The sequence below is a fragment of the Mycobacterium syngnathidarum genome (assembly GCF_001942625.1).
GTDB lineage: Bacteria > Actinomycetota > Actinomycetes > Mycobacteriales > Mycobacteriaceae > Mycobacterium > Mycobacterium syngnathidarum.
Genome location: NZ_MLCL01000039.1, coordinates 42854 through 65800, shown reverse-complemented (window position 1 = coordinate 65800; position 22947 = coordinate 42854). Strand labels below are relative to the sequence as shown.

General features: G+C 66.5%; 21 protein-coding genes. 9 read left to right on the top strand and 12 right to left on the bottom strand.

Annotated features, from left to right (window positions below):
- Positions 1–13: 13 nt before the first annotated feature.
- From BKG60_RS12545 to BKG60_RS12535, 3 genes are all read right to left on the bottom strand, one after another.
- Complete coding sequence (locus BKG60_RS12545) at positions 14–1009, bottom strand: esterase family protein (protein ID WP_070945304.1); 996 nt, start codon at positions 1007–1009, stop codon at positions 14–16.
- Between the two features lie 120 nt (positions 1010–1129).
- Positions 1130–2554: a cyclic nucleotide-binding domain-containing protein gene (locus BKG60_RS12540; protein ID WP_070945305.1), complete on the bottom strand. Its 1425-nt coding sequence runs from the start codon at positions 2552–2554 to the stop codon at positions 1130–1132.
- Positions 2554–4704: an adenylate/guanylate cyclase domain-containing protein gene (locus BKG60_RS12535; RefSeq protein WP_374243843.1), complete on the bottom strand. Its 2151-nt coding sequence runs from the start codon at positions 4702–4704 to the stop codon at positions 2554–2556. Before BKG60_RS12535 ends, BKG60_RS12540 begins: the two co-directional genes overlap by 1 nt.
- A gap of 185 nt (positions 4705–4889) precedes the next feature.
- Between BKG60_RS12535 and BKG60_RS12530 the strand changes: the two genes are divergently transcribed.
- The gene (locus BKG60_RS12530) at positions 4890–5693 is read left to right on the top strand and encodes a potassium channel family protein (protein WP_070945307.1); all 804 of its coding nucleotides are present in this window, start codon (positions 4890–4892) and stop codon (positions 5691–5693) included.
- Positions 5694–5697: 4 nt separating this feature from the next.
- Here the strand turns inward: BKG60_RS12530 and BKG60_RS12525 are convergent, their stop codons facing one another.
- Genes BKG60_RS12525 through BKG60_RS12515 form a run of 3 tightly spaced genes read right to left on the bottom strand, consistent with a single transcriptional unit; the run spans position 5698 to position 9166 of the window.
- A complete protein-coding gene (locus BKG60_RS12525; RefSeq protein ID WP_070945308.1) occupies positions 5698–6975 on the bottom strand; it encodes an alpha-amylase family glycosyl hydrolase in 1278 nt (425 codons plus the stop codon).
- A complete protein-coding gene (locus tag BKG60_RS12520; RefSeq protein WP_070945309.1) occupies positions 6968–7447 on the bottom strand; it encodes a nucleoside deaminase in 480 nt (159 codons plus the stop codon). Before BKG60_RS12520 ends, BKG60_RS12525 begins: the two co-directional genes overlap by 8 nt.
- Before the next feature lie 36 nt (positions 7448–7483).
- Positions 7484–9166 carry a tetratricopeptide repeat protein gene (locus tag BKG60_RS12515; RefSeq protein WP_070945310.1) on the bottom strand — a complete coding sequence of 561 codons (1683 nt, stop codon included), beginning with the start codon at positions 9164–9166 and terminating at the stop codon, positions 7484–7486.
- A 61-nt stretch (positions 9167–9227) separates the two neighbouring features.
- Here BKG60_RS12515 and BKG60_RS12510 point away from each other — a divergent pair, with 61 nt between their 5' ends.
- Positions 9228–9857 carry a PaaI family thioesterase gene (locus tag BKG60_RS12510; protein WP_070945311.1) on the top strand — a complete coding sequence of 210 codons (630 nt, stop codon included), beginning with the start codon at positions 9228–9230 and terminating at the stop codon, positions 9855–9857.
- A gap of 1 nt (position 9858) precedes the next feature.
- Here BKG60_RS12510 and BKG60_RS12505 read toward each other — a convergent pair whose 3' ends face one another.
- On the bottom strand, positions 9859–11880 hold the full coding sequence (locus BKG60_RS12505) for an FUSC family protein (protein ID WP_070945312.1): 2022 nt from the start codon (positions 11878–11880) through the stop codon (positions 9859–9861).
- Positions 11881–11965: 85 nt separating this feature from the next.
- Between BKG60_RS12505 and BKG60_RS12500 the strand changes: the two genes are divergently transcribed.
- Positions 11966–12670, top strand: a complete 705-nt coding sequence (locus BKG60_RS12500; protein WP_070945313.1) for an EthD domain-containing protein — start codon at positions 11966–11968, stop codon at positions 12668–12670.
- Positions 12671–12747: 77 nt separating this feature from the next.
- Entirely contained in the window at positions 12748–13503 is a 756-nt protein-coding gene (locus BKG60_RS12495) for an enoyl-CoA hydratase/isomerase family protein (protein WP_070945314.1), read from the top strand.
- Here BKG60_RS12495 and BKG60_RS12490 read toward each other — a convergent pair.
- Together BKG60_RS12490 and BKG60_RS12485 are read right to left on the bottom strand one after the other, a co-directional pair.
- The gene (locus BKG60_RS12490; protein WP_070185005.1) at positions 13500–13715 is read right to left on the bottom strand and encodes a (2Fe-2S)-binding protein; all 216 of its coding nucleotides are present in this window, start codon (positions 13713–13715) and stop codon (positions 13500–13502) included. The genes BKG60_RS12495 and BKG60_RS12490 overlap by 4 nt on opposite strands.
- Positions 13715–14350: a fatty-acid--CoA ligase gene (locus BKG60_RS12485; protein ID WP_070945315.1), complete on the bottom strand. Its 636-nt coding sequence runs from the start codon at positions 14348–14350 to the stop codon at positions 13715–13717. Before BKG60_RS12485 ends, BKG60_RS12490 begins: the two co-directional genes overlap by 1 nt.
- 241 nt (positions 14351–14591) lie before the next feature.
- Between BKG60_RS12485 and bfr the strand changes: the two genes are divergently transcribed.
- The 5 genes from bfr (at position 14592) to BKG60_RS12460 (ending at position 19618) form a co-directional block, all read left to right on the top strand.
- Entirely contained in the window at positions 14592–15071 is a 480-nt protein-coding gene (bfr, locus tag BKG60_RS12480; RefSeq protein ID WP_019345482.1) for a bacterioferritin, read from the top strand.
- 146 nt (positions 15072–15217) lie between these two features.
- Positions 15218–17278 carry an MDR family MFS transporter gene (locus BKG60_RS12475; RefSeq protein WP_070945316.1) on the top strand — a complete coding sequence of 687 codons (2061 nt, stop codon included), beginning with the start codon at positions 15218–15220 and terminating at the stop codon, positions 17276–17278.
- A 41-nt stretch (positions 17279–17319) separates the two neighbouring features.
- Positions 17320–17802 (top strand): carboxymuconolactone decarboxylase family protein, encoded by a 483-nt coding sequence (locus BKG60_RS12470; RefSeq protein ID WP_070945317.1) that lies wholly within the window; start codon positions 17320–17322, stop codon positions 17800–17802.
- Between the two features lie 29 nt (positions 17803–17831).
- Positions 17832–19202 carry a type I glutamate--ammonia ligase gene (locus tag BKG60_RS12465; RefSeq protein ID WP_070945318.1) on the top strand — a complete coding sequence of 457 codons (1371 nt, stop codon included), beginning with the start codon at positions 17832–17834 and terminating at the stop codon, positions 19200–19202.
- Between the two features lie 50 nt (positions 19203–19252).
- On the top strand, positions 19253–19618 hold the full coding sequence (locus tag BKG60_RS12460; RefSeq protein WP_070945319.1) for a VOC family protein: 366 nt from the start codon (positions 19253–19255) through the stop codon (positions 19616–19618).
- 12 nt (positions 19619–19630) lie between these two features.
- On the opposite strand, the gene BKG60_RS12455 is transcribed toward BKG60_RS12460, so the two are convergent.
- From BKG60_RS12455 to BKG60_RS12445, 3 genes are all read right to left on the bottom strand, one after another.
- Entirely contained in the window at positions 19631–20089 is a 459-nt protein-coding gene (locus tag BKG60_RS12455; protein WP_278185118.1) for a nuclear transport factor 2 family protein, read from the bottom strand.
- Positions 20079–21869 carry an N-acyl-D-amino-acid deacylase family protein gene (locus BKG60_RS12450; protein WP_075909663.1) on the bottom strand — a complete coding sequence of 597 codons (1791 nt, stop codon included), beginning with the start codon at positions 21867–21869 and terminating at the stop codon, positions 20079–20081. Before BKG60_RS12450 ends, BKG60_RS12455 begins: the two co-directional genes overlap by 11 nt.
- Positions 21870–21969: 100 nt before the next feature.
- Positions 21970–22896, bottom strand: a complete 927-nt coding sequence (locus BKG60_RS12445) for an SDR family oxidoreductase (protein WP_070185012.1) — start codon at positions 22894–22896, stop codon at positions 21970–21972.
- Positions 22897–22947: the final 51 nt, after the last annotated feature.

Below are 22947 nucleotides of genomic sequence, written 5' to 3'. Positions count from 1 at the left end.
GATGGGTGGATCTCTAGGTGGCGGACTGCGCGCCCAGCACCCGCTGGATGTCGGGCTTCATCTGCTGCAGCTGCTGTCCCCAGTAGCCCCAGGAGTGCGTACCGCTGGCGGGGAAGTTGAACACCCCGTTGGTGCCGCCGGCGGCGATGTAGTTGTCCCGGAAGGTGACGTTGGTGCGCAGGGTCAACCCTTCGAGGAACTGGGCTGCCATCAGGTTGCCGCCGTTGGTTCCGGCGTCGAGGTCCGACGGGGTCCCGGTGCCGCAGTAGATCCAGAGGCGGGTGTTGTTGGCGACCAGCTGGTTGATGTTGACCATCGGGTCGTTGCGCTTCCATGCCGGGTCGGTCGACGGTCCCCACATGCTCTCGGCGCTGTAGCCGCCGGCGTCGTTCATCGCCAGCCCGATCAGCATCGGCCACCATCCTTCGGACGGGTTCAGGAAGCCCGAAAGCGTTCCGGCGTAGATGAATTGCTGCGGGTGGTGGATCGCGTAGGTCAGGGCCGCGCTTCCGGCCATCGAGATGCCGACGACGGCGTTGCCGGTCTGGGACACGCCGCGGTTGGCTGCCAGCCAGGTGGGCAGCTCGCTGGTCAGGAAGGTCTCCCACTTGTACGTGTAGTCCTGACCGTTGCCCTTCGAGGGCTGGTACCAGTCGGTGTAGAAGCTGGACTGTCCGCCGACCGGCATGACCACCGACAGGCCCGAGTCGTTGTACCACTCGAAGGCCGGGGTGTTGATGTCCCAACCGTTGTAGTCGTCCTGGGCGCGCAGGCCGTCGAGCAGGTAGACCGCGTGCGGACCGCCGCCCTGGAACTGGACCCGGATGTCGCGGTTCATCGACGGCGAGAACACGTCGAGGTATTCGACCGGAAGGCCGGGACGGGAGAATGCGCCAGCGGTCGCCGAACCTCCTGCGAAACCGATCAGCGCGGGCAGGGTGGCGGCTGCCATTGCCCCCGCCGCCAGTCGGCGCGTCCACGCTCCGCGAATCTTGTTGAGGAACCTCATAACGGCAACCAACCGTCCTTTCTGCACGTGTCTCAAGCAGTTTGCCGCTTGCCTCGGTAGTGAATCACGCGCCTCATAAGTCACAGGCGTAACAACACCGAACGCGCAGATCGCGGTTTGCTAACGGTTGGAACTCGGCGCCGAGACCCGCGGTGCCGACAGCGCCCGCTGGACGTTGACCTTGCGCTCCTCGATCGCCCGGCCGATGTCCTGCATCAGCAACGGGTTACGCATCACCAGTGTCTCGATGTGTTCCCGTTCCACCCGCACCACGGTGACCTCGTCCAGCGCCGTGGCCGATGCTCGCACCGGCTCACGGGTCAACGTCGACTGGCCCAGGTAGTCACCGCGTTCGAGGATGCGCAGGCTGACCGTCGCGCCGTCCTCGGTGGTGGCGGACAATCGGATCCGGCCGCTGATCACGAACATCATGGAGGTGGGAACCTCGCCGGGTTGCTGCATGGGTTCACCGGTGCCGTAGCGGACCACTCTGATGTAGGGGGTCAGCAGCTCCTCGTCGGTCCGCCCGATACGGAGGGACTGGCGCAGCACTTCGCCTGCGTCCTGCTCGATTTCGGCCGTCGGGAACCCGTCGGCAGCGTCGTCGAGGTGTAGCTCGGCGCGACGCGACGCGTACCAGGTCCAGCGCAGGAATGTCGACCGTGCCGCGGCGTCGTCACTGGGGCCGCGCAGCGGGATCGTCGTGGTGTATTCCCCTGCGGCACCTTTGGCGACCGATGGTGTGGCCCCTGCCCGCAGCTGCGGCAACCGCTCGGCGACCTCGGTCAGGACCGCACTGACGGTGTCAGGTGAGTCCGATGTCGAGAACATCGTCACGAGGTTGATCGAATGGTTGTCGCGCGGCAGGCTCAGGTTGATGAACCATTCCGTGGCCAGCAGCGAGTTCGGCAGTACGTACACTCCGCTTCCGGAGTCGAGATGCGTTGCCCGCCAGTTGACTTCGACAACGCGGCCGCCGGGGATCCAGCGGGTCTCCACGCGGTCGCCGAGCTGGAACGGCTGCTCGAAAAGCACCAGCAGCCCGGAGATGATCTGGCCGACCGAGTTCTGCAGAACCAGGCCGAGGACGATGGAGCCGACTCCCAGGGCGGCGAACAGCCCGCCGATGTTGGCTCCCCAGATCCAGGCGAAGATCAGGGCGATGCCGACGGCGATCACCACGAACCGTGCGACATCGAGGAAGATCGACGGAACCCGGCTACGCCAACTCCCCTCGGGAGCGCCTTGGAAAATCGTCGCATTGAGACCGGACAGCAGCAGCATAAGGACGACGAACCCGAAACCCGTTGCCACCACCCGCACGGGCGTCGCCTCGGTGGTGATCTCGGTCGCCTTGATCAGCAGAACCAGCAGCGCTCCCAGCGGCAGCACATAGTTCCGGATCAGGCTGACCGGGCGGGCCAGATAGCTGCGCCGGCGCACCAACGCGTTGTGAACCTCGGTGAGGGCGACCAGGGCCACCGGAAGCCCGACCGCGACGACGACGGACCACCAGAACCACGGGGTGGCGAGGATGTCCCGCATCATTGGTGCTCCGTGAGTCGCCACACGGGTTCATCGCGGCCGTCCACCGCAATGTCGCCCGCCGGGGTGAACTGTTTGGAGCTCTGCATGGTCTCGAAGACCCGGGCGGTGACATAGATCCCCGGTTGCGAGAAGCCGCTCTGCACCTGGTAGGCCAGGTTCACCGCGCCGCCCCACATGTCGTAGGCCATGTTGGTGCGGCCGACCAGCCCGCTGGTCACCGTGCCGGTATTGATGCCTGCCCGTAGTTGCAGCTGGTTGCCGGTCTCGCCGTTGAACCGTTCGACGATGCGCTGCATCTCGATGGCGAAGTCGACGGTTCTTCGCACGTTGTCCAGGCGCGGCACGTTCAGTCCGCAGCTCGCCAGGTAGCCGTTGTGCAGTGTCCGTACCTTCTCCACGCCCAGGTTCTCGGCCGCCGCGTCGAACTGCCTGACCAGCCGATTGACGATCGACAGCGACTCGTCGGAGCTCAGGTCGTTGGCGAGGCGGTCCAGGCCCGCGACGTCGGCGAAGATGACGGTGACGTCCTGGTGGTCCTGGGCGATGGTTTCCTCGCCTTCGCGATATCGCGCCACCACCGTCTCCGGCATCAGCGTCAGTAAGAGCCGGTCGTTCTCCTGGCGCTGCTCGTTGAGCAGGTCTTCCTTGATCCGGAGGTTGCGGCTCATCTCGTTGAACGCGTTGCTGAGATCCCCGAACTCGTCTCGCGACGTCACCGGCAGGGTGATGTCGTAGTCTCCGCCGCTGATGCGGTGCGCGCCGGCCTCGAGGCGGCGAAGCGGCCGCACGAACACCCGTGCGAGCAGCATCGCGGCGATACAGACGATGAAGATGATCACCGCGGTGGACAACACCAGAGTGCGGGTGAATGCCGATACCGGTGCGAACGCTTCGGCCGTGTCGATCTTCGCCACGATGGTCCAGTTCAGTTTCGGCAAATCGACCGGGGCATACGCCTGCAGGGTATTGCGGCCCTCATAGTCCCGGCCGATCAGGGTGCCGCTGCGCCCCTGGAGCGCCAGTTGTGCCGACTGCGTCGCAACCGGCTGCACCAATGTGGTGCCGCCCTGCTGGATCGCCCGCTCGGCCACCTCGGCCGGCGTGCCCGCAGCCACGGCTTCCCGCAGGTAGGCCTGTGGATCCTCGACGAACAAGCGCGAGTCCGACCTCATCAATCCGTCGGGCCCGACGATTATGGTCTCGCCCGTCTGGCCGAGGCCGGCGGCCTCCCAGTGTGAGTTGAAGGTCATCGCCCGGTTGAGGTTGGCGATCGGCAGTTGCAGCGCCAGGACCCCTTGGATGTCGGCCGCGGGTCCGACCGGTGAGACCAGCCAGGCCGCGGGCTGCGCGGCCGGCTGGTATTTGCCGAAATCGGTGACTGCAACGTAATCGAGTGAGTTCGAGTCGAGCGCTTCGTGGAAGGCTTCGCTCAGGTTGCTTCCGCGGTAGGGGCCGTTGACGATGTTGGTGCCCAGGTCGGCGCCCTTGTACGCCGAGTAGACGACGTTCCCCTTGGCGTCGATCAGCAGGGCATCCTCGAATTGGAACCGTTTGACGATCTCCCGGAAGTACGGGTTGAACCGGGCGTTGGCGGCCGTCCATGCGCTGCCGTCGTGTGCGTCGTCGGTGTCGAGAGCGGCTTTACGGTTTGCCGCCGAGGCGGTGTAGTGCGCCTGCAGGTAGCGCTGCGGAGTCGACCGCGGCAGGAGTGCCTGTGCCTCGCCCCCGTCGCCGTTGCCATCGGGAAACGCCTCGGCGTAGTAGCTGCTGACCGACTGCTGATCTTGCGGGCTGACCTGGGCATCGGCCAACTCGGCGAACCCGGCGCTGAAGGCACGCATGGCATCACCGGCCGTGGCGCCGCGGGTGTAGATCACCAGCGAGTTGGTCAGGTTTCGTACCGTGACCTGTAGCTGGCGTGCTTGGGAGCCGCGGATTTCGGTGAGACGTTCAAACACCGACTCGCGCAGCGATTCGCGCCCGGACTGGTAGCCGATGAAGCCCACCACTGCGGCCGACAGCACGCTGGTGAGCAGCAACATCACCAGCAGTTTCGATTGAATGCCGATCCGCGACACGGCCCGTCGTCGCGTGGGTTTGCGTACCGGCGGTGGGTCGCCCGGCAGGGCGGCGTCAGCGGAGGTGATCGGCGGCGGCCCGATCGGTGGCGGCGGCATGGAATCCCTTCGGGTTGTTTTCGCTCGCAGCGCATCGGCGACTGGGGTATACCCGGCAAGGCTCTCACGCTACCGACCGTGTCGAATGTGGCGCGTGTGATTCGCGGACCTCCCGACGTGGCGGGGCGGAGCCGACCGACTATGGTCTGCTCTTGATGTCACTGCTGCAACGACTCGGAGTTGGCCGGGCGACCGCCGGTGTCCCGGCCGGTCGGCTGCAACGCTGGGAAGCCGCCACCGAATGGCCGCTGGCCGGCGTGGCAGTGATCTTCCTCGCGGTCTACTCGGTGCAGGTACTGGCCCAGACCACCGGTGCTCTGCACCGGGCCCTCAGCCTCACCGACGCGGTGTTGTATCTGGCCTTCGTGGTGGATTACGTGGTTCGCCTGTGGCTCGCTCCCAACCGGGGCCGGTGGTTTGTTCGCCACCTGCTCGATCTGGCCATCGTGGTGCTGCCGATGTTGCGACCGTTGCGGTTGTTGCGGCTGATCGTGCTGCTCAAGGTGATGCAGCGGGCTGTCGGTCGCGCGATCCGCGGCCGCGTCGTGATCTACACGGCGTGCAGCGTGACGATGCTGATCTATGTCGCCTCGCTCGCGGTCCTCGACGCCGAGCGTGGCGAGCCGACATCCGACATCAACTCGTTCGGCGACGCGCTGTGGTGGGCGATCGCCACCGTCACCACGGTGGGCTATGGGGACTACGCACCGGCGACACCGACCGGGCGGGTGATCGCAGCGTTCCTGATGCTCGGCGGGATCAGCTTGCTCGGTGTGGTCACCGCGACGCTGGCGTCCTGGATCGTGCAGCGGGTGGCCGAGGAGGACACGGCCAATCAGGCGGCGACCGCGGCCCAGATCGAGGACCTCCGCGCCGAGATCCGGCGGCTGGCCGACGCGGTCTCGGATCCGGATGCCCGGTCCGACACCCCGGCCTTCCAGGGCAGTCGGCTGAGATAGCCGGTCAGGTGGGGGCGATGACGGCCCAGGCGTGCTCGCCCACGGTGGCCCGCTCGACGACCTCGTCGGGAGGGGCACCCGCGCCGGCGATGATCCGGCCGGCGGTCAGGCCGAACTCGGCCAGTTCGAACCGCAACGGGGTGCTGCCTACGTTCAGCGCGACCACCAGCCAGTCGGCGTCTGAGTACACCTGATAGACGTAGTGTTCGTTGGTCAACCTCAGCGCGCGGGTTCGGGCGTGGTGCAACCAGGGATGGCGACGGCGCAAACCGATCAGGTGCCGGTGTAATCGCAGGACATCTGAATCCTCTGGGGGAGTGGAGAATTCCGGTCGTACGGCGTCGTCCCCGCCGCGGCGCTCCTCTTTGACGCCGCGATACCCGGCCTCGTCGCCGGCGTAGATGCTCGGGGTGCCACCGATGGTCAGCAGCAAGACCAGCGCGTGCTCGAGGTGCGCGGAATTCTGTAGCTGACTGGCGATCCGGGTGACATCGTGGTTGCCCACGAAGGTCAGCGGCACGAAGGTGTCGAGAAAATCGTTGTGCCGCTTGAGTGCCCAGTCGAGTTCGTGGAAGTTAGCGTCGTTGAGGCTGCTCCAGATCGCCTTCCACAGCTCGTACTGGGTCACCGAATCGAAACTGGTGGCATGCACCGTCGCGGAGTAGTCGCCGTGGATCACCTCGCCCACGAACCAGGCCTCGGGGAACTCCCCGCGCACCGACGGCAACACCTGTGCCCAGAACCGGTCGGGCACCGCGTACGCGGCATCGAGCCGCCACCCGTCGGCGCCGCGGCCCAACCAGTGGCGCAGCACGGTGGCCGTGTAGTCGATAACCGCGGGCTCGTCGTGGTTGAGCGCGATCAGCTCGCCGTGGCCTTCGAAGGTGTCAAAACCGTTGCCGCGGCGCCGAAACCACGATGCATCATCGTCGCGGTACCGGGCGAAGTCGGTGCCCACGTGATTGAAGACGCCGTCGAGCAGGATGCGCAGCCCACGCCGCTTGGCCTCGGCCACCAGATGGTCGAAGTCGTCGTCGTCACCCAGGCGCGGGTCGATGCGGAAGTGGTCGGTGGTGTCGTAACCGTGGGTTCTGGAGGCGAAGATCGGGCCGAGCGCGATGCCGGAGGCGCCGAGCTGCACCGCGTGGTCGAGCCAGTCGACGATCCGGCGCAGCCGGTGTTCCTCGGCGGTCGGAGGCGGTTCGGCAGGAAACGCCCCGACGAAACCCAGTGGATAGATGTGCCACCAGATGGCGTGTGCGACCCAGGCCGGCTCAGGCACGAAACTTCGCCGCGTACAGGTCTTTCATGGTCTCGGCCAGTTCTCGCGCCGGGCCGTCCACGTCGAGACCGGGGGCCACGGTGGTGATCGGCAGCGGCGCCACCGGAGCGGCCGGCGCACCCCATTCCGACAGCCAGCCGCTGAGCTGCTGGGAGGACGTGGCGTAGACGATCCGGCCCAGACCCACCCAGGCGTGGGCGGCCGAACACATCGGGCAGTGTTCGCCGGAGGTGTACACCGTGGCGCGGGCCCGGTCCTCGGGGCTCAGGTGCTCGACGGCCCAGCGGGCGATGGCGAACTCGGGATGCTGGGTGGCGTCCCCGTCCTTGACCCGGTTGCGGTCGGTGAACACTGCCGTGCCGGTGTGATCGACCAGCACGGATCCGAACGGTTCGTCACCGTTGTCAAGAGCTTCGCGGGCCAACTCGACACATTTGCGCAGCTGATCGAGATCATTCTCGGCGATGGCCACGGTGGCGAGTTTACGCCCGTGCCGATCGCGCAGCCGTCAGTCGCAACACGGTTCTGCCGCTTCGAGGCGGCAGGCGCACGAGGCGCGGACCGGGATGTCGGCCCGGGCTTGGGCCAACTCGAGTTGCTGTCCGATGATGACGGCTTCGGCGTCGCGGCCCAGCCGGCGCAGGCATTCGTGGTAGCCGTGCAGACTCCACACGTTGTTCGGATGCTGGCTGGATCGGCTCAGTGTCGGGTCCAGGCCCAGGTCTGCGGCGTAGACACGGGCGGCCTCCTCGACATGGTTCTGTTCGAGCAGCAGGGCGCCGTAGGCATGCCGGGTCGGCTGCATCCATCCCCATGGTTCGTCGTAGGGCAGGGCGTCGTCGAGTTCGATGGCTCGGCGTAGGTGGGTGAACGCCGCATCGTGATCGCCCTCCCGGTAGGCGATCTCACCGTGCAGCATCTGCTCGGCAATCGCCAGGATGTCCAGGCTGGTGTTGTTGAACAGGTAGCGCGTATCGGGGATGCGCCGGTATGCCGCCAGGAATTCGTCGCGCTCGTAACGGGCCTGCTCGATCCGACCGGTGGCGGCATAGGCGATGCCCCGGCCGTAGTGAACCGTGGCGGTGGTGGTGCAGTACAGCTCGGGATCGGCGGGCAGCGGTTCGGCGATCAGGTCGTCCCAGCGCCCGAACCGGACCAGCACGTGTACCCGCAGCGGGACGAAGGCCTCCAGCCAGTCCGCCATCGGTGGTGAGCAGATCGACAGCACCTCCGGGGTCAGCTGGTCGGCCAGCTCCTGTGCTGCTTGCAGAGCGGTCTGCGAACTGCCTTCGAACATCGCCGAATACACCACGAAATGCAGGTCGTGGGCCCGGTAGAGCGAATAGAAATTGAGTGGCCCCTCGCGGATGAGAAACTTTCTGTCGGCGTGTACCGCAGCGAGATTGGCCGTCACCGAGTTGCGGTAGTCGCCGCACAGCACGTCGATGTGGCTGGCCATGTGTTGCAGGTGCCCGGCATCGGGCACCAGCCCGCGCAACAGATCGGCGGCCCGCAGGGCGGTCTGGGGCGTCGCCGACATCTCCATGGCGTGGATGTAGAGGTGCAGGACCCCGGGATGTTGCCGTCCGGCGGCGGTGGCCAGTGCTGCGTCGAGGAGCCGTTTGGCTTCCACCACACGAGATCCCGGGGCAGGCTCACCGGTGCGTCCGTCCCACAGTGCCCACGCTGTCACGTTGAGTAGTGCGTCGGCAGCCAGTGCCTGCACGTCGATGTCGTCGGGGTGGGCGGTGGCCAGCGAGGTCATGGCGTCGGCGTAGGCGGTGTGCCCCGCGGTCAACGCGTCGGCGTCTTCGGGATCATCGGTCGGAAATCGCTTGTGCAGGGCGCTGATCAGGCTGCGTTCCAGCGACGAGGCCCGGCCCGCCGCGGCCCGCTCGAGTTCGGTCCGGGCCCGGGCCAACGATGTGCTGAGGTCGGCCGGGTCGAACGACTCCCAGGCCTTGTTGTAGTTGGGTCCCACGGCGTAGGCGATACCCCAGCGGGCGAGCGCGAATTCAGGGTCGAGTTGCAGAGCGCGCTCGAAGCACCGGATGGCCTCCTCGTGGTTGAAGGCATAGGACCAGATCATGCCTCGGTCGAACCAGATCTGCGCCGGCGGCGAGGGCGTATCCGTCGGCCGGTGGTAGGTCCCGAGCCGGTAATACGGTTCGGTCTGGGCAGGATCCGTCACGGAGCTGACGCTACTCCGGGGTGGCTCGACACCGGCGTTGCGAACATGTTCTAGTGCTGGGATGCCGGGTTACACCCATGTCGAGGGTCTCAGTTCTGCCGACGTGCAGCGTCTGCGGGAGGTATGGGCGCCGTTGGCCGATTCGGTGCGGGCGCTGATCGACGCCAGCATCCGCTCGCAGGTGGACGCCGACGAGGTCGCGGCCGTGCGGGCCCAGATCGACGATGCGACCACCCGGCTGCGGGCTGAGCAGATGGACGGGCCGTTCGGCGTCCAGTTCACCTCCGACGGAGACCGGATGCCGTGGGGCAACCCGGCGATCGGAATCCGCAATCCGATCGCACCGCCACTGGTGATGGTCAAAGAACCGGACGGTGGTGTCCGTACCGATTTCCATCTGGGGGCGGCCTACGAAGGGCCGCCGGGCCATGTCCACGGCGGCATGGTGGCCATGGTTCTCGACCACGTGCTGGGCGAGGTGGCTGCCAGCGACTCGGATCGCCCGCGGTTCACCGGCACGCTGACCATCCGTTATCTGCGGGCCACTCCGCTGGGCGAGCTGCATGCCGAGGGCCGGATCACCCGCACCGACGGAATCAAAGCCTTTGCCTCCGGCCATGTTTCCGACGCCGAAGGGATCACCGCCGAGGCTGAAGGGGTATTCATCCTGCCGAAATGGGCACGCAGCTGAGCTAGTGCGAGTCGTCGGCCGGCTCGACACGATCGATCGCGATGTCCTCGAGGCTGCGGGTGATCGTCGTCAATTCGCCGATCAGGATGCGGGCCGCCCCGTTGTCGGCCGACAGCGTCGAGGCCACGTTGTGGACGCGGCGCAGCGCGGTGGACAGTTCGGCGGTATCGAGGCTCCATGGCACGGCCGGGCTCGGCGGGGCTCCGCGCAGCGCCTCCACATAATCGTCCACCGCAGCGATGAACTCGTTGTGCAGTGCGGACGACGGATGGGTCGGCAAGCTGTTCTCCAGCGTGGTGCAGGCGCTGGTCACCGAGTTGAGCGCGGTGCGGTAGGACCGCAACCACCGACGCAGGATCGGTGGGTCCAGACTGGTCGCGCCCCACGCGGCCTCGAAGGCTGCCCGCGCGCGGAACGCCCGCTGCCAGGCCGCCGACAGGATCTCGGCCGGGTGGTCGACCTCGTGTACGAAGGCCTTGATCACCAGCGCGGCGTAGTCGATCTCGGTCATCAAGAGTTCACCGGCGCGCTGGCGCAGCCGGATCAGGGCGTGATCGGGTAGCGCCACGTGGGCCATCACGGCCAACGCGCCGCCGATCATCACCGCGAACAACCGGTCGGTGTTGCCCGACCAGGGTTCCGCGGCGCTCACCCCGACGGCGAACATCACGATCGTCCCTACCGCCGCGCCGACGGCCAGATACCCGAACTGCGCGACACCATAGGCGAGCCCGACGAACAACAGGGCACACACCGCCGAGCCGACCGGGCCGGGTTGCCAGATGAAGGTGAGGAGGGAGGCCACGACGATGCCGACGCACAGGCCCGCGATGCGCCCTGCGCACCGGGTATAGGTATGTGCCGTTTCCGGCCGCAGCACCACCACGACCGTCAGCGGCATCCAGTAGGCGTGCTCGAGCCCGCCGTACCGAGCCGCGGCGACCGCCAGGGCAGTTGTCACCGACAGCCGGATGGCGTGCCGAAGGATGGGGGAGGTCCAGGTCAGGTGGGAGCGCACCACTGCGGGCGCCGAGGCCAGCGAGCCGATCAGGTCGGGCCGGTGCAGCTGGCCGAACCGCAGTACCGCGGCTTCCCGCAACTGTTCACAGAATCGTTGTGCCAGCGCGGCTTCGGGGCCTGTGACGGCGGCTGCGGCGGTGTGGACGCGCACCAGGGCGTGCTCGGCGTCCCGTCGCGCGGTGTGACTGTGATCGGCGATCGCGTCGAGCAGCACCGCGGCGGCGGTCAGCAGTTGCGGCAGCCCGCTGCCGGCCGCGGATTCTTCCTCGGGCATGTCGTCGCGTCCGGCGGTGGCGTGCAGCGAGGCCAACGTGCCTGCGAGACGTTCCGGTAGCCGATAGCCGCCGTGGTAGGCCCGCGGCCGTTGGCTGACCTGGCTGTCGGCGAACACTTCACGCAGCCAGGTCAACGGTGCGTCGTCGACATCGGCGGCGCTGTTGGTCGCGACGTTGCGGGAATCGGTGGCCAAGGACCGGTAGGCCCGGGTGAGCCCTTCGCGCTGGGCCCGCCAGCGCCGCGGTGGCCAGACGGCGATCAATACCGCCTGCACCACGCCGGCCAGCACCACCAGGACAGGTGTCAGCAGAGCCTGGCCGACCGTCGGGGCGACCGGTGGCGCCAGGACCAGCAGCGCGCTGGCTGCCGAGGCCACCAGGCCCGCATTGGCGCCGAGCGACCACTGCATGCCTGCGGCGAAGCACCACAGCGCCACCACGGCGACGAACACCGGGCTGTGCCCGCCGGCGAGGATGCCGAGCAGTACGGCGATGGCCAGTTCGACGGAGCCGGTGACAACCAGCGGGATCCGGCCGCCGGGGCTGCGCTGCAGCGCGATCGCGCCGGCGATGACGCCACCGCTCAGTGTCCACATCGCGGTCGCACCGGTTCCCCACGCCAGGGCGACAGCTGTCACTGCCAGGACGCCGATCAGGCTGCGGGCCACCGCGCCGGCGTCGGGGGTGCTCAGCCGGAGCGCGTCGGCTGCCTGTCCACCCGTGTGCACCCCACCATTCTCTCTCGCCGCGGGCTGCCGGGGTGGCAAGCACCCACGCGTGGCGGAAATCGGTGCGCCGGTAGGTTCTCCCACCGTGGAGAAAGTCATCGTTCTGCTACGTGGGGCCCACTCGGATCAACAGTGGTGCGAGCGCCTGCGCTCCCGTGCGGCCGGCGAACTGCCGGCGCTGGGGATCGACGGCCTGGCGGTCAATGTTCGCGACGACGCGGTGCGAGAGTCGTTGATGACGCTGACCACGCTGGACCCGCCCGTGGTTGCGGTGGTGAGCCTGTGGGTTCAGCAGTACTACGGTGAGCACGTCCGGCGGGCATTGGAAGTGCTTGCGGCCGAATGTGATTCGCTGGCGGCATATCTGGTCACCGAATCGGTTCCGATGTCTGCGCCGCCCACCGCGGCGGGTGAGCGGACCGACGGCCTGGCCAATATCGCACTGCTGCGCCGGCCCGCGGACCTGGACCGGGCCACCTGGCTGCGCCGCTGGCACCTCGACCACACCTCGGTGGCCATCGAAACCCAGGACACGTTCGGCTACACGCAGAACACCGTGGTTCGCGCCCTCACCGAGGATGCCCCGGCGATCGACGGCATCGTCGAAGAGTTGTTCCGCCAGGAGGCGGTGTCGGATCTGCATGCGTTCTTCGGCGCGGCCGACGACGACGATCTTGCCGACCGCATGCGTCGCATGGTGGCCAGTACCGACGCCTTCGGCGCCAGCAGCAACATCGACACCGTGCCGACCAGTCGGTACGTCTATGTCACCCCGTTCGCCGGAGGGTAGCCCGCACCCGGTCGGCAATAGTGAAACGTGTTCTAGTTAGGCTGCAGCGGTCACGGCGCGCACCCGAGGAGTGAGAGATGACCCTGCTGATCGAGGACAACAACCGGGTTCGCACCCTTACCCTCAACCGCCCGGAAGCGCTCAACGCGTTCAACGAGGCGTTGTACGACGAGACGACGATCGCCCTGCGCGCCGCGGCCGAGGATCCCGACGTGGCGGTGGTGCTGCTGACCGGGGCCGGTCGGGCTTTCAGTGCGGGCAACGACCTCGTCGAGATGCAGACTCGCATCACCAATCCGGAGTTCACCCCGGGCGAGCACGGGTTCTACGGAATGATCGAGGTGATCGCCGATTTCCCGAAGCCGTTGATCTGTGCGGTGAACGGGGTCGGCGTGGGTGTCGGGTGCACCATCCTCGGCTACGCCGACCTCGCGTTCATGTCGTCGACGGCCCGGCTGAAGTGCCCGTTCACCAGCCTCGGGGTGGCGCCGGAGGCGGCGTCGTCGTATCTGATGCCGCGGCTGGTCGGCCGGCAGAACGCCGCCTGGCTGTTGATGTCCTCGGAATGGCTGAGCGCGGCCGAGGCTCTTGAGATGGGCCTGGTATGGAAGGTCTGTGAGCCTGACGAGCTGCTGTCCGAGGCCCGCCGCCATGCCGAAATCCTTGCAGCGAAGCCGATTTCGAGCCTGGTTGCGGTCAAGCAGGCCATGGTGGCACCGATCCGAGACCAGATCTCGGCGGCAGTGGAGCGGGAGAAGGCGTTGTTCGTCGAATTGGTCGGCGCGGCGGCCAATGTCGATGCGCTGGCGCAGTTCGCCGATCGCAAGCGTTAGCGGGTGACCCGTGAGGGGCAGCCGTTGATCTGCGGCGGGCCCCCCTCGGCCGCCTGATGGGCGGCGATGATGGCGCGGATCGTGCGTCGGCACCGTCCGCAATCTGCCCCGGCGCCGCAGGCTTCCGCCACCTCCTTGGACGTCCTCGCGCCGGCCTCGACGATTTCGTTGACGACCTGGCTGGTCGCCCCGGTGCACAGGCAGACGAACATCAGTCGTCCCGCTCGTCGACGTTCATGATGTGCGCCAATTTGCCCACGAACAGGCTCGGATAGGCGCCGAAGCCCGCCGTGGTCATCCACTCGGCAGCCGCATCGGGGTGGTCGATCCACTGCCGGGCGCTGATCTCGTCGGAGACCTCCTGCAGGATCATCACTTCCTGCCCGTCATCGAGCGCCTGGTAGACCCAGATCTTGCGGATGCCGCCCTGCTCGAAGCGGTCGAGACCGTCGTGCACCTTGCGCATCAGCGTGGGGACGTCGTCGACGGTGGCGACTGCGCCCACGATCACCCCGGCCACGTGCCCCTCCGGCGACGGCTCGGTCAGGTCGATTTTCTCGACCACTTCGCCGCCGAATATCGGCGGAATATCTTCGACGCCGGAAATATCGAACCACTCGAAAATCGCCGGGGAACTTAATACGTCGCGGATCGACCGGGCGTGCCGAATGCCAATTGTCACCAATACCCGGCCGGGCTCCCAAATTGATTTATAGAGCACCACATGATGGGCACCGATAGACAATAGACCGGACCGGTGCTTCTTCATCCATTTCCACATCTCTTCGACGTCGTCGACGCGGAAATCGCACGAGAGAATGAGCGAGTGTAAATCGTACTCACTCATCTTTACCGACCTTTCTTTTGGGGTGTGGCAAGAGATTAGCGCAGTCTAACCTTAGTTAGGACAGCCAGTCCACTCCTGGTGGCCACGCCTCGGTCCGGTTGCGTCCAAAGCTGCGCCAATGTGGCACCAACACGCCGAATTGGCCGTTAAACATTGCGCCGCGCCATGCTTTCTGCACTAGATTGGATGTGCACGACAGACGGCAACACTTGACCAGCCCTCAAGGTGCTTAGGAGTCACGATGCAAGGCGATCCGGATGTTCTGAAATTGCTCAACGAGCAATTGACAAGCGAACTCACCGCAATTAATCAGTATTTTCTTCATTCGAAAATGCAGGACAACTGGGGATTTACCGAACTGGCGGAACACACCCGTGCCGAGTCTTTCGAAGAGATGCGGCACGCGGAGACCATCACCGACCGAATCCTGCTCTTGGACGGCCTGCCCAACTATCAGCGACTGTTTTCGCTGCGGGTGGGCCAGACGCTTCGGGAGCAGTTCGAGGCCGATCTGGCGATCGAGTACGAAGTGGTGGCCCGGCTGAAGCCGGGAATCATCATGTGCCGGGAGAAGCAAGACGCTACTTCCGCGGGGATTCTGGAGAAGATCCTGGCCGATGAGGAAGGCCACATCGACTACCTGGAGACCCAGTTGGAGCTCATGGAGAAGCTCGGCGACGCGCTGTATGCAGCGCAGTGCGTCTCCCGGCCGCCGCAATAAGGACGGTCGTACCACCCGTTTCAGTCGAAGCCGCCCTGGGTAGCCGGTGACCGCCGGTTGTCCAGGGCGGTGTTCGTCACGGCTGTAACTTTCATAGCCTATCTAACGATATCGTGGTTGAACTGGCAGGCTGATGAAAGGAAGTCATGTCGAGCCCATCGACCACCGCCGAGCCGACCTCGGGTGCAGCCCTGTTGAGCGTGCGCATGCGCAATCTGGTGTTCATCGCCGTGCTGCTCGGCATGCTGCTGGCCTCGCTGAACCAGACCATCGTCGCGACGGCCCTTCCGACCGTGGTGGCAGACCTCGGCGGGGCCGGCCATCAGGCGTGGGTGGTGACGAGCTACCTGCTCGCCTCGACCGTCGTGACCGCTGTGGTCGGCAAAGTCGGCGACATCTTCGGCCGCAAGGCGGTGTACCAGGCCGCGGTGTTGTGTTTTCTCATCGGATCGGTCCTGAGCGGGCTGTCCGGTTCGATGGTCATGCTGGTGGCCGCGCGGGCGCTGCAGGGGATCGGCGGCGGTGCGATCATGGTGACTTCCTCCGCGCTGATCGCCGAGGTCATTCCGCTGCGCGATCGCGGGCGGTACCAGGGTGCGCTCGGGGCGGTTTTCGGTGTCACGACCGTGGCCGGCCCGCTGCTCGGCGGTTTCGTCACCGACCACCTCGGCTGGCGGTGGGCGTTCTGGCTGAGCATCCCGGTGGGCTTGGTTGTGCTCGTGGTCGCGGCCGCCACCATCCCGGCGCTCACCTCTCGGCCGGCCCGCCCGGTCATCGACTACGCCGGAATCGTCTGGGTCGGGATCGGGGCGTCCGGTCTCACCCTGGCCACCAGCCTCGGCGGCGAACTGGCGTGGACGTCACCGACGATCATCGGCCTGGTGTTGGGATCGGTCTTGGCCCTGGCGATGTTCGTGCGAGCGGAATTCAAGGCGGCCGAACCGATTCTGCCGATGCGCCTGTTCCGCAATCCGGTGTTCACCATGTGCTGCGTGCTGTCGTTGGTGGTCGGTTTCGCGATGCTCGGTGCACTCACCTTCATGCCCACCTTCATGCAGTTCGTCGACGGTGTGTCGCCGTCTGAATCCGGTCTGAGGACCATGCCGATGGTGGTCGGGCTACTGATCACCTCGACGGTCAGCGGCAGCCTGGTGGGGCGCACGGGTCGCTACAAGATCTATCCGGTGGCCGGGACGGCCGTCATGCTCGTCGGCTTCGTGCTGCTGTCGCGAATGAACGCCGCGACGCCGATCCCGTTGCAGTCGCTGTACTTGTTGATCCTGGGCGCCGGTATCGGCATGTGCATGCAGGTGCTCGTCCTCATCGTGCAGAACACCTCGGACTTTGCCGACCTGGGCGTGGCGACCTCCGGGGTGACGTTCTTCCGGACCATCGGAAGTTCGTTCGGTGCCGCAATTTTCGGTTCGCTGTTCGCCGGATTTCTCTCCGACCGGCTGCCGGGTGCGCTCGCGGCCAGCGGAGCCCCGCCGGTTGCGGGGGCCTCGCCCAAGGCGCTGCACGAGTTGCCGCCCGAGGTTGCCGCCCCGATCGTCAACGCCTATGCCGATGCATTGGATCTGGTCTTCCTGTGTGCCGCACCGGTGGCGCTAATGGGCTTGATCGCGGCGCTGTTCCTCAAGGAGGTGCCGTTGGTCGAGGCCGAGGCGACGCTGGCTGCCGACCTCGGCGAGGGCTTCGGCATGCCGAGCGCGGAATCCTCGGACCAGGTGCTGGAGACGGTGGTCAGCCGCCTGATGCGCAGCTCACCGGAGGTGCGATTGCGCAGCGTCGCCGGGACGTCGGGGTGCGAACTGGATGTGGCCGGACTCTGGGCGCTGCTCAAGATCTACCGGCACAACCAGGTATTCGGCTCGGCCCGCCTCACCGAGATCGCCGATCGGCTCGTGGTGCCTTATGAGGTGCTCGAGCCGACGTTCAACCGCCTGGTGCAGGACGGGTATGTGCTCCGTACCGGAGACAGCCTGTGGCTGACCCAGAAGGGCGTGCAGCAGGTTGACTGCGTATCCGCCGCGCTGGTCGGGCGGATCGTCGACAAACTGGGCGAATCAGCGTCTTTCGAAGGCCGGCCAGACCGAGCGCAGGTCGAGGCCGCGCTAGAGCGGATCGCTCACCGGGTGGTCGTGCAACGGGACTGGGGTGACGAGGACCGAGCCACCGAGCTCAGTGGTTCGGGAGCCAAAAACTAGAACTTGTTCCAGAATCGGCTTCGCGCGCGTACGATTCGGCCATGAGCCGTATCGGAGAATTTCCCGACGACGACGTGGCCGGCTGGATCCTGAAGTCTCCGGAGATCGGCACCGCCATGGCCAACTTCACCAATGCGGTGTACACCAAGGGGCGGCTGCCCTTGCGGGTCCGCGAACTCGCCCGGATGGTGATCGCGCTGGACAACGAATGCGCGGTGTGCCAGAACACCCGCGACTCCGACGGGGCCGCGGCCGGGGTGGACGAGGATCTCTACGATCACGCCGCCGAGTGGCAGACCTGGCCGGGTTACAGCGCCCAGGAGCGGATTGCCGCCGAGTTCGCCCACCGGTTCGCCACCGGCCACACCGAACTTCGCGACGACGAGGACTTCTGGGAGCGCGCCGGTGAGCAGTTCGATGCCGAGGTGCTCACCGACCTGGCACTGTCGTGCGCGATGTGGCTCGGGATGGGCCGGATGTTGCGTACGCTCGACATCGGCCAAACCTGCAAGATCACCCTGTAGCGCACCCTGTCCCGGCGCACAATGAGGTTGTGACGGCTGGATTATCGGGACCGGCGAAACCGCTGGCTGCGGCCGCCATCGCCCAGCTGGAGTCCGACGGGGTCGCGACTCTGATCGGCACGGTGGTCAGTCCGGCCGGGTTGACCCATGCGAAAACCGTTCCGCTGCGCCGGATGGGGATCTTCGCCGATCCGGGTCTGGGTGCGAGTCCGGTGTTCCACGGATTCACCATCGATCAGACCGGGATCGCCAAGAGCGCGGACATCGGCGTGGTGGGGGATCAGCGGATCCGCATCGACCTCGGTGCACTCCGGATCCTCGGCGATGGATTGGCTTGGGCCCCAGCGGCTTTCTACAACCAGGACGGTTCCGCAGATCCGTACTGCACGCGCGGGACACTGCAGCGCGTACAAGACCGGCTGGACGCCGCCGAGCTGACCGCTCTCGTCGGCCACGAGGTGGAATTCGTGCTCGTGGGGCCGGACGGGACCCGGCTCCCGTCGCTGTTGTGGGCGCAGTACGGGTTGGCCGGAGTGCTGGAGTTCGAGGGGTTCGTCCGCGATGTCACCAATGCGGCCAACAGCTCTGGAGTGGCGATCGAGCAATTCCATCCCGAGTACGGGTCCAACCAGTTCGAGATCTCGTTGGCGCCGTTGCCCCCGGTGGCCGCCGCCGACCAGTTGGTACTCATGCGGATCATCGTGGCCCGGGTCGCCCGACGATACGGATTCCGGGTCAGCCTGTCTCCGGTTCCGTTTGCCGGCGGTGTGGGTTCCGGTGCACACCAGCACTTTTCACTGACCCGGTCCGGGGTGCCGCTGTTTTCCGGTGGCACCGGCACGCAGGGAATGACATCGGAGGGTCAATCGGCGTTGGCCGGGCTGCTCGCCGGTCTACCCGCGGCCCAGGGGGTGCTGTGCGGCTCGGTGCTCTCCGGGCTGCGCATCCAGCCTGGTTACTGGGCCGGCGCCTATAACTGCTGGGGCACCGAGAACCGGGAAGCCGCCGTGCGGTTCCTGATCGGCGGTCCCAGCAACCCGTACGGCGCCAACGTCGAGGTGAAGGTCATCGACCCGTCCGCCAACCCATACCTGGCGAGCGCGACCATCCTGGGGCTGGCCCAGCACGGCATCGACCAGGGCCTGCCCCTGGGGCCGGAGGTCGTCGTCGACCCCGCCTCGCTGAGCGATACCCAGCGTGCCGACAACGGCGTCGTGCAGTTGCCCGATCGCCAGGCCGACAACCTCGCCGCACTCGACGCGTCGGCACTGATCCGGGAAATACTCGGCGATCAGCCCGTGGATGCGGTGCTGGCGGTCCGCAACTACGAGCTGGAGAACTTCGGCGCCCTGGACGCCGAGCAACTCACCGAGCGGTTCCGCCTGGCCTGGAGCCTGTGAGCGGCGGGGTGAGACGTTTGCGGGCTGCCCACGATGGCAATATCGATCCGATGATCGGGACACTTCGCTCCATAGTGCTGGACTGCCGGGATCCGCGGGCATTGGCCGAGTTCTACGCCGGGCTGCTGGGCGGAGACGTTGCCGCCCAAGACGACACGTGGGTTGTCGTGACAGATCCGTCCGGGCGGCGGGTCGCATGTCAGTACTCGCCACAACACGAGCCCCCGGACTTCCCCGATCCGCGGGGATCCCAGCAACTCCACCTGGACATCGAGGTCGACGATGCGGATGTGGCCGAGCGCCAGGTGCTGGCGCTGGGTGCCACTCGGGTCACCGATGCCGTCGGCGAGGAGAACTTCCGGGTGTTCCGGGATCCGGCCGGCCACCCGTTCTGCTTGGTGTGGGGCCCCGATTAGCCAGGGGTCGGGTCAAACCAGCCCGGTGGCATCGAACACCCACGACATGTCCGCGGTGGCGAAATTCTCCAGCCAGTCCGGCGGGGCATGGTTGGCCAGGGCGCCCATGTCCCAGTAGTCCTTCCACAGCGTCACCTTGCCGTTCTCGACCCGGTGTACCGTGACGAACTTCAGCACGGCGGATTCGCCGCTGGCCCAATGCCATTCCTCATGATGTTCGTACATGGCGTCGCGACCGTTGTCCACGAGCAGGCCCGGGAAGTTCTCGTAGGACGCCAGCGGTTCGAGGCCGATTTTGAGGCGCTTGACGATGTCGGTGGGTCCCTTGGCTGCCGCGGCGGGACCCACCGGCATGTCGAGGTAGATGCAGTCGTCCGACAGATACGTCATGAGGGTGTCCCAGTCGCGCTCCGAAAGCGCTTTCCACATGCCGTGGACGGTCTCTTCGATCGTTACGTCTTCAACGGACACTGGTCAGCTCACTGTTCTCGGCGGAGATCGACGGGGTCTGATGTGCGGCTCGCAGGAACCGGCCGGTGCGCTGCTTGCCCACCAGGTCGGTCAACCGGCCGTCGGCGAACACGGTGCGCCCGCCGACAAGTACGGCGGTGACGGTGTCGTCATTGCGATTGACCATGCGGGACAAGCCGCCGTACTGGTCGACGGTGTCCTCGGCGTAGGCGTCGAGGGAGTCGTCGAGATGCTCGGGGTCGATGATCACCACGTCGGCGCGGTCTCCGATGCGCAGGTGGCCGGCGTCGATGCGATACCAGTCCGCGAGTTCGCCGGTGAGCCGGTGCACGGCCTGCTCGGTCGACATGAACGGCGTGCCCGTACGTTCGGCGTCGCGAACATGCCGAAGCAGCCGCAGCCCCATGTTGTAGAACGCCATGTTCCGCAGGTGCGCACCGGCGTCGGAGAACCCGAGCTGGATACCGGGGTCGCGGGCCAGCTTCTTGAGCACCTCCGGCCGGTGGTTGGATATCGTGGTGCGCCACCGCAGCGCCGTGCCGTGCTCGAGCACCAGGTCCAGGAAGGCATCGACCGGGTGCAGCCCACCCCGTTCCTGCCCGACCTGGCCGAACGATTTGCCGACCACGGATTCGTCAGGGCAGGAGACGATTTCGGCGTCGAAGAAGTCCCGGTGCCAGACACGCACACCGAACTTGCTGTCGTAGTCCTTGCGGAACTTGCGCCGGTATTCCTCGTCGCGCAGTAGTTCATTGCGCTCGACTTCGTCGCGCAGGTGCAGAGCCGCTGCGCCGGAACCGAATTCCTCGAACACCACCAGGTCGATGCCGTCGGCGTACACCTCGAACGGTACCGGAAGATGCTGCCAGCGGAAGTTGCCGCCGAGCTTGTTCACCAGCCGGGCGACGGGGCCCATGATCGCGATCGAGTACGGGTTGGCCTTGATGTCCGCGGCCGAGAGCAGGCTGGTCTTCAGGTTGTTTCGTATCAGCCCGAGCGACTGCGCCAACTGCGAGACGAGGTTCAGCGGGTTCTGGATGTCCGGACCGGATTGCAGAACCCGGCCCGAGCGGCGTAGCAACGACTTGAGTCGGCGCAGCTCACGGGGTTTGGCGTAGGTCGAGGGCAGGGTGCGCGACCGGCAGGTGTCGCCGTCGATCTTGTCGAAGAGCAGCTGCTGAGACGACATTCCGACGAAGCCGGCCTCCAGGGCCTCGGTGAGCATCTGCTCCATCCGGGCCTGTTCGGCGGCGGTGGGCCGCTCGTCTTTGCGGGTGGCGCGGTCCAGGCCCATCACCGCGGTGCGCATGTCGGAATGCCCGATGAACGCGGCGAGGTTGGGTCCCAGCGGCAGGCTCTCCAGTGCCGTCACGTACCCCTTGCAGTCGGTCCAGGTCTTGTTCCCGTCCACTGCGGCGATGACTTGGCCCCGGGGGATGGCCTCGACCCGGCCGAACAGGTCACCGGCGTCGACGCCGCCGACGTGCACGGTCGACAGTGAGCAGGAGCCGAGCATCACGGTGGTCACGCCGTGGCGCAGCGATTCTGACAGCGAGGGGCCGCCCAGCACCTCGACGTCGTAGTGGGTGTGGATGTCCAGCATGCCGGGCATCACCCACTTGCCTGCGGCATCGATGACCTGCGGGCCGCCCGTCTCATCGAGGGGCTCGGGGGAGATGGCGACCACGTGCCCGTTGCGAATTCCGATGTTGCGGACGGCTGACGGGGCGCCGGTGCCGTCGAACCACCGGCCGTTGCGAATGATTGTGTCGAACGTCACTCAGCCATAGAACAGGCCCGGTCGCGCCGATGTCAATGAAAAAGGTGAACAGATTCGAGGAAATGTCTACTGGCTGTGTGAGATGACGCCTCACCTGGGGTTATAGTGGAGCCCAGACGTCCGGCACCCGCCCGTCGAGGTCGCTGAAACCGTAGTGGCGGGCGAGCGCGGCCGAGCTGACGGAGTGCTGGTTCCATCGGGCCCGATCCGGGTCCGCGGCCACCGCGGCGATCCCGCGGCCGACGAACCTGGGGGACTCAGACTCGGCGAACCCGGGCGGCGCCGCCGGGTATCCGTCCGTGCGGGCCAGGTCGAGTGCACCCCGCCAGTTGGCTTCGGTTACGCCGTAGTTGTCCAGCATCATTTCCGAGCGCAGCCAACCCGGGGTGACTGCCACGGCGGTGGCGCCGAATGCGGCGAGTTCGTGCCCGTGGCTGAACGCCAGCCGGTTCACTGCGGTCTTGACGAGGTCGTAGAACACCGACAGTCGGGGATTTTCTGCGTTGAATTCTGTTGTCCCATCGGTCATCTCGACCAACAGCCCGCCGGGGCGGTCGGCGAGCAGCGGCAGGATGCAGTGCGAGGTGATCAAGTGGGTGTCCAGCCCGAGTCGCAGCATCCGCAACCCGTCGTCGAGATCGTGCTGCCACATCGGGCGGCCCCAGGTGTCGGGCGGCCCCTTGAGGATCTCGGCGCCCCAGATGTCGTTGACCAGAATGTCGATGTGCCCGTAGTCGGCCTTGAGCCGGCCGGCCAGTTTGCGCACCTGCGTCACCTCGAGGTGATCGACCTGAACGGCGATGCCGCACCCACCGAGCGCCGTGACCAGTTCGGCGGTTTCTTCGATGGTTTCGGGCCGGCGATAGTCGGAGTCGCGGCTTCCACACCGGCTGCTGCGCCCGGTGCACACGACGGTGGCGCCGACCTCACCCAGTGCCGCCGCGATGCCCCGGCCCGCACCGCGGGTGGCCCCGGCGACCACGGCGATACGGCCCCGCAGCGCGTCCGGCTCCGGTGTCCAGCCCATCGGATGAGTATCCCGCGGGAGGCACCGTTATAGCTGTGGTTCGGGATTTCG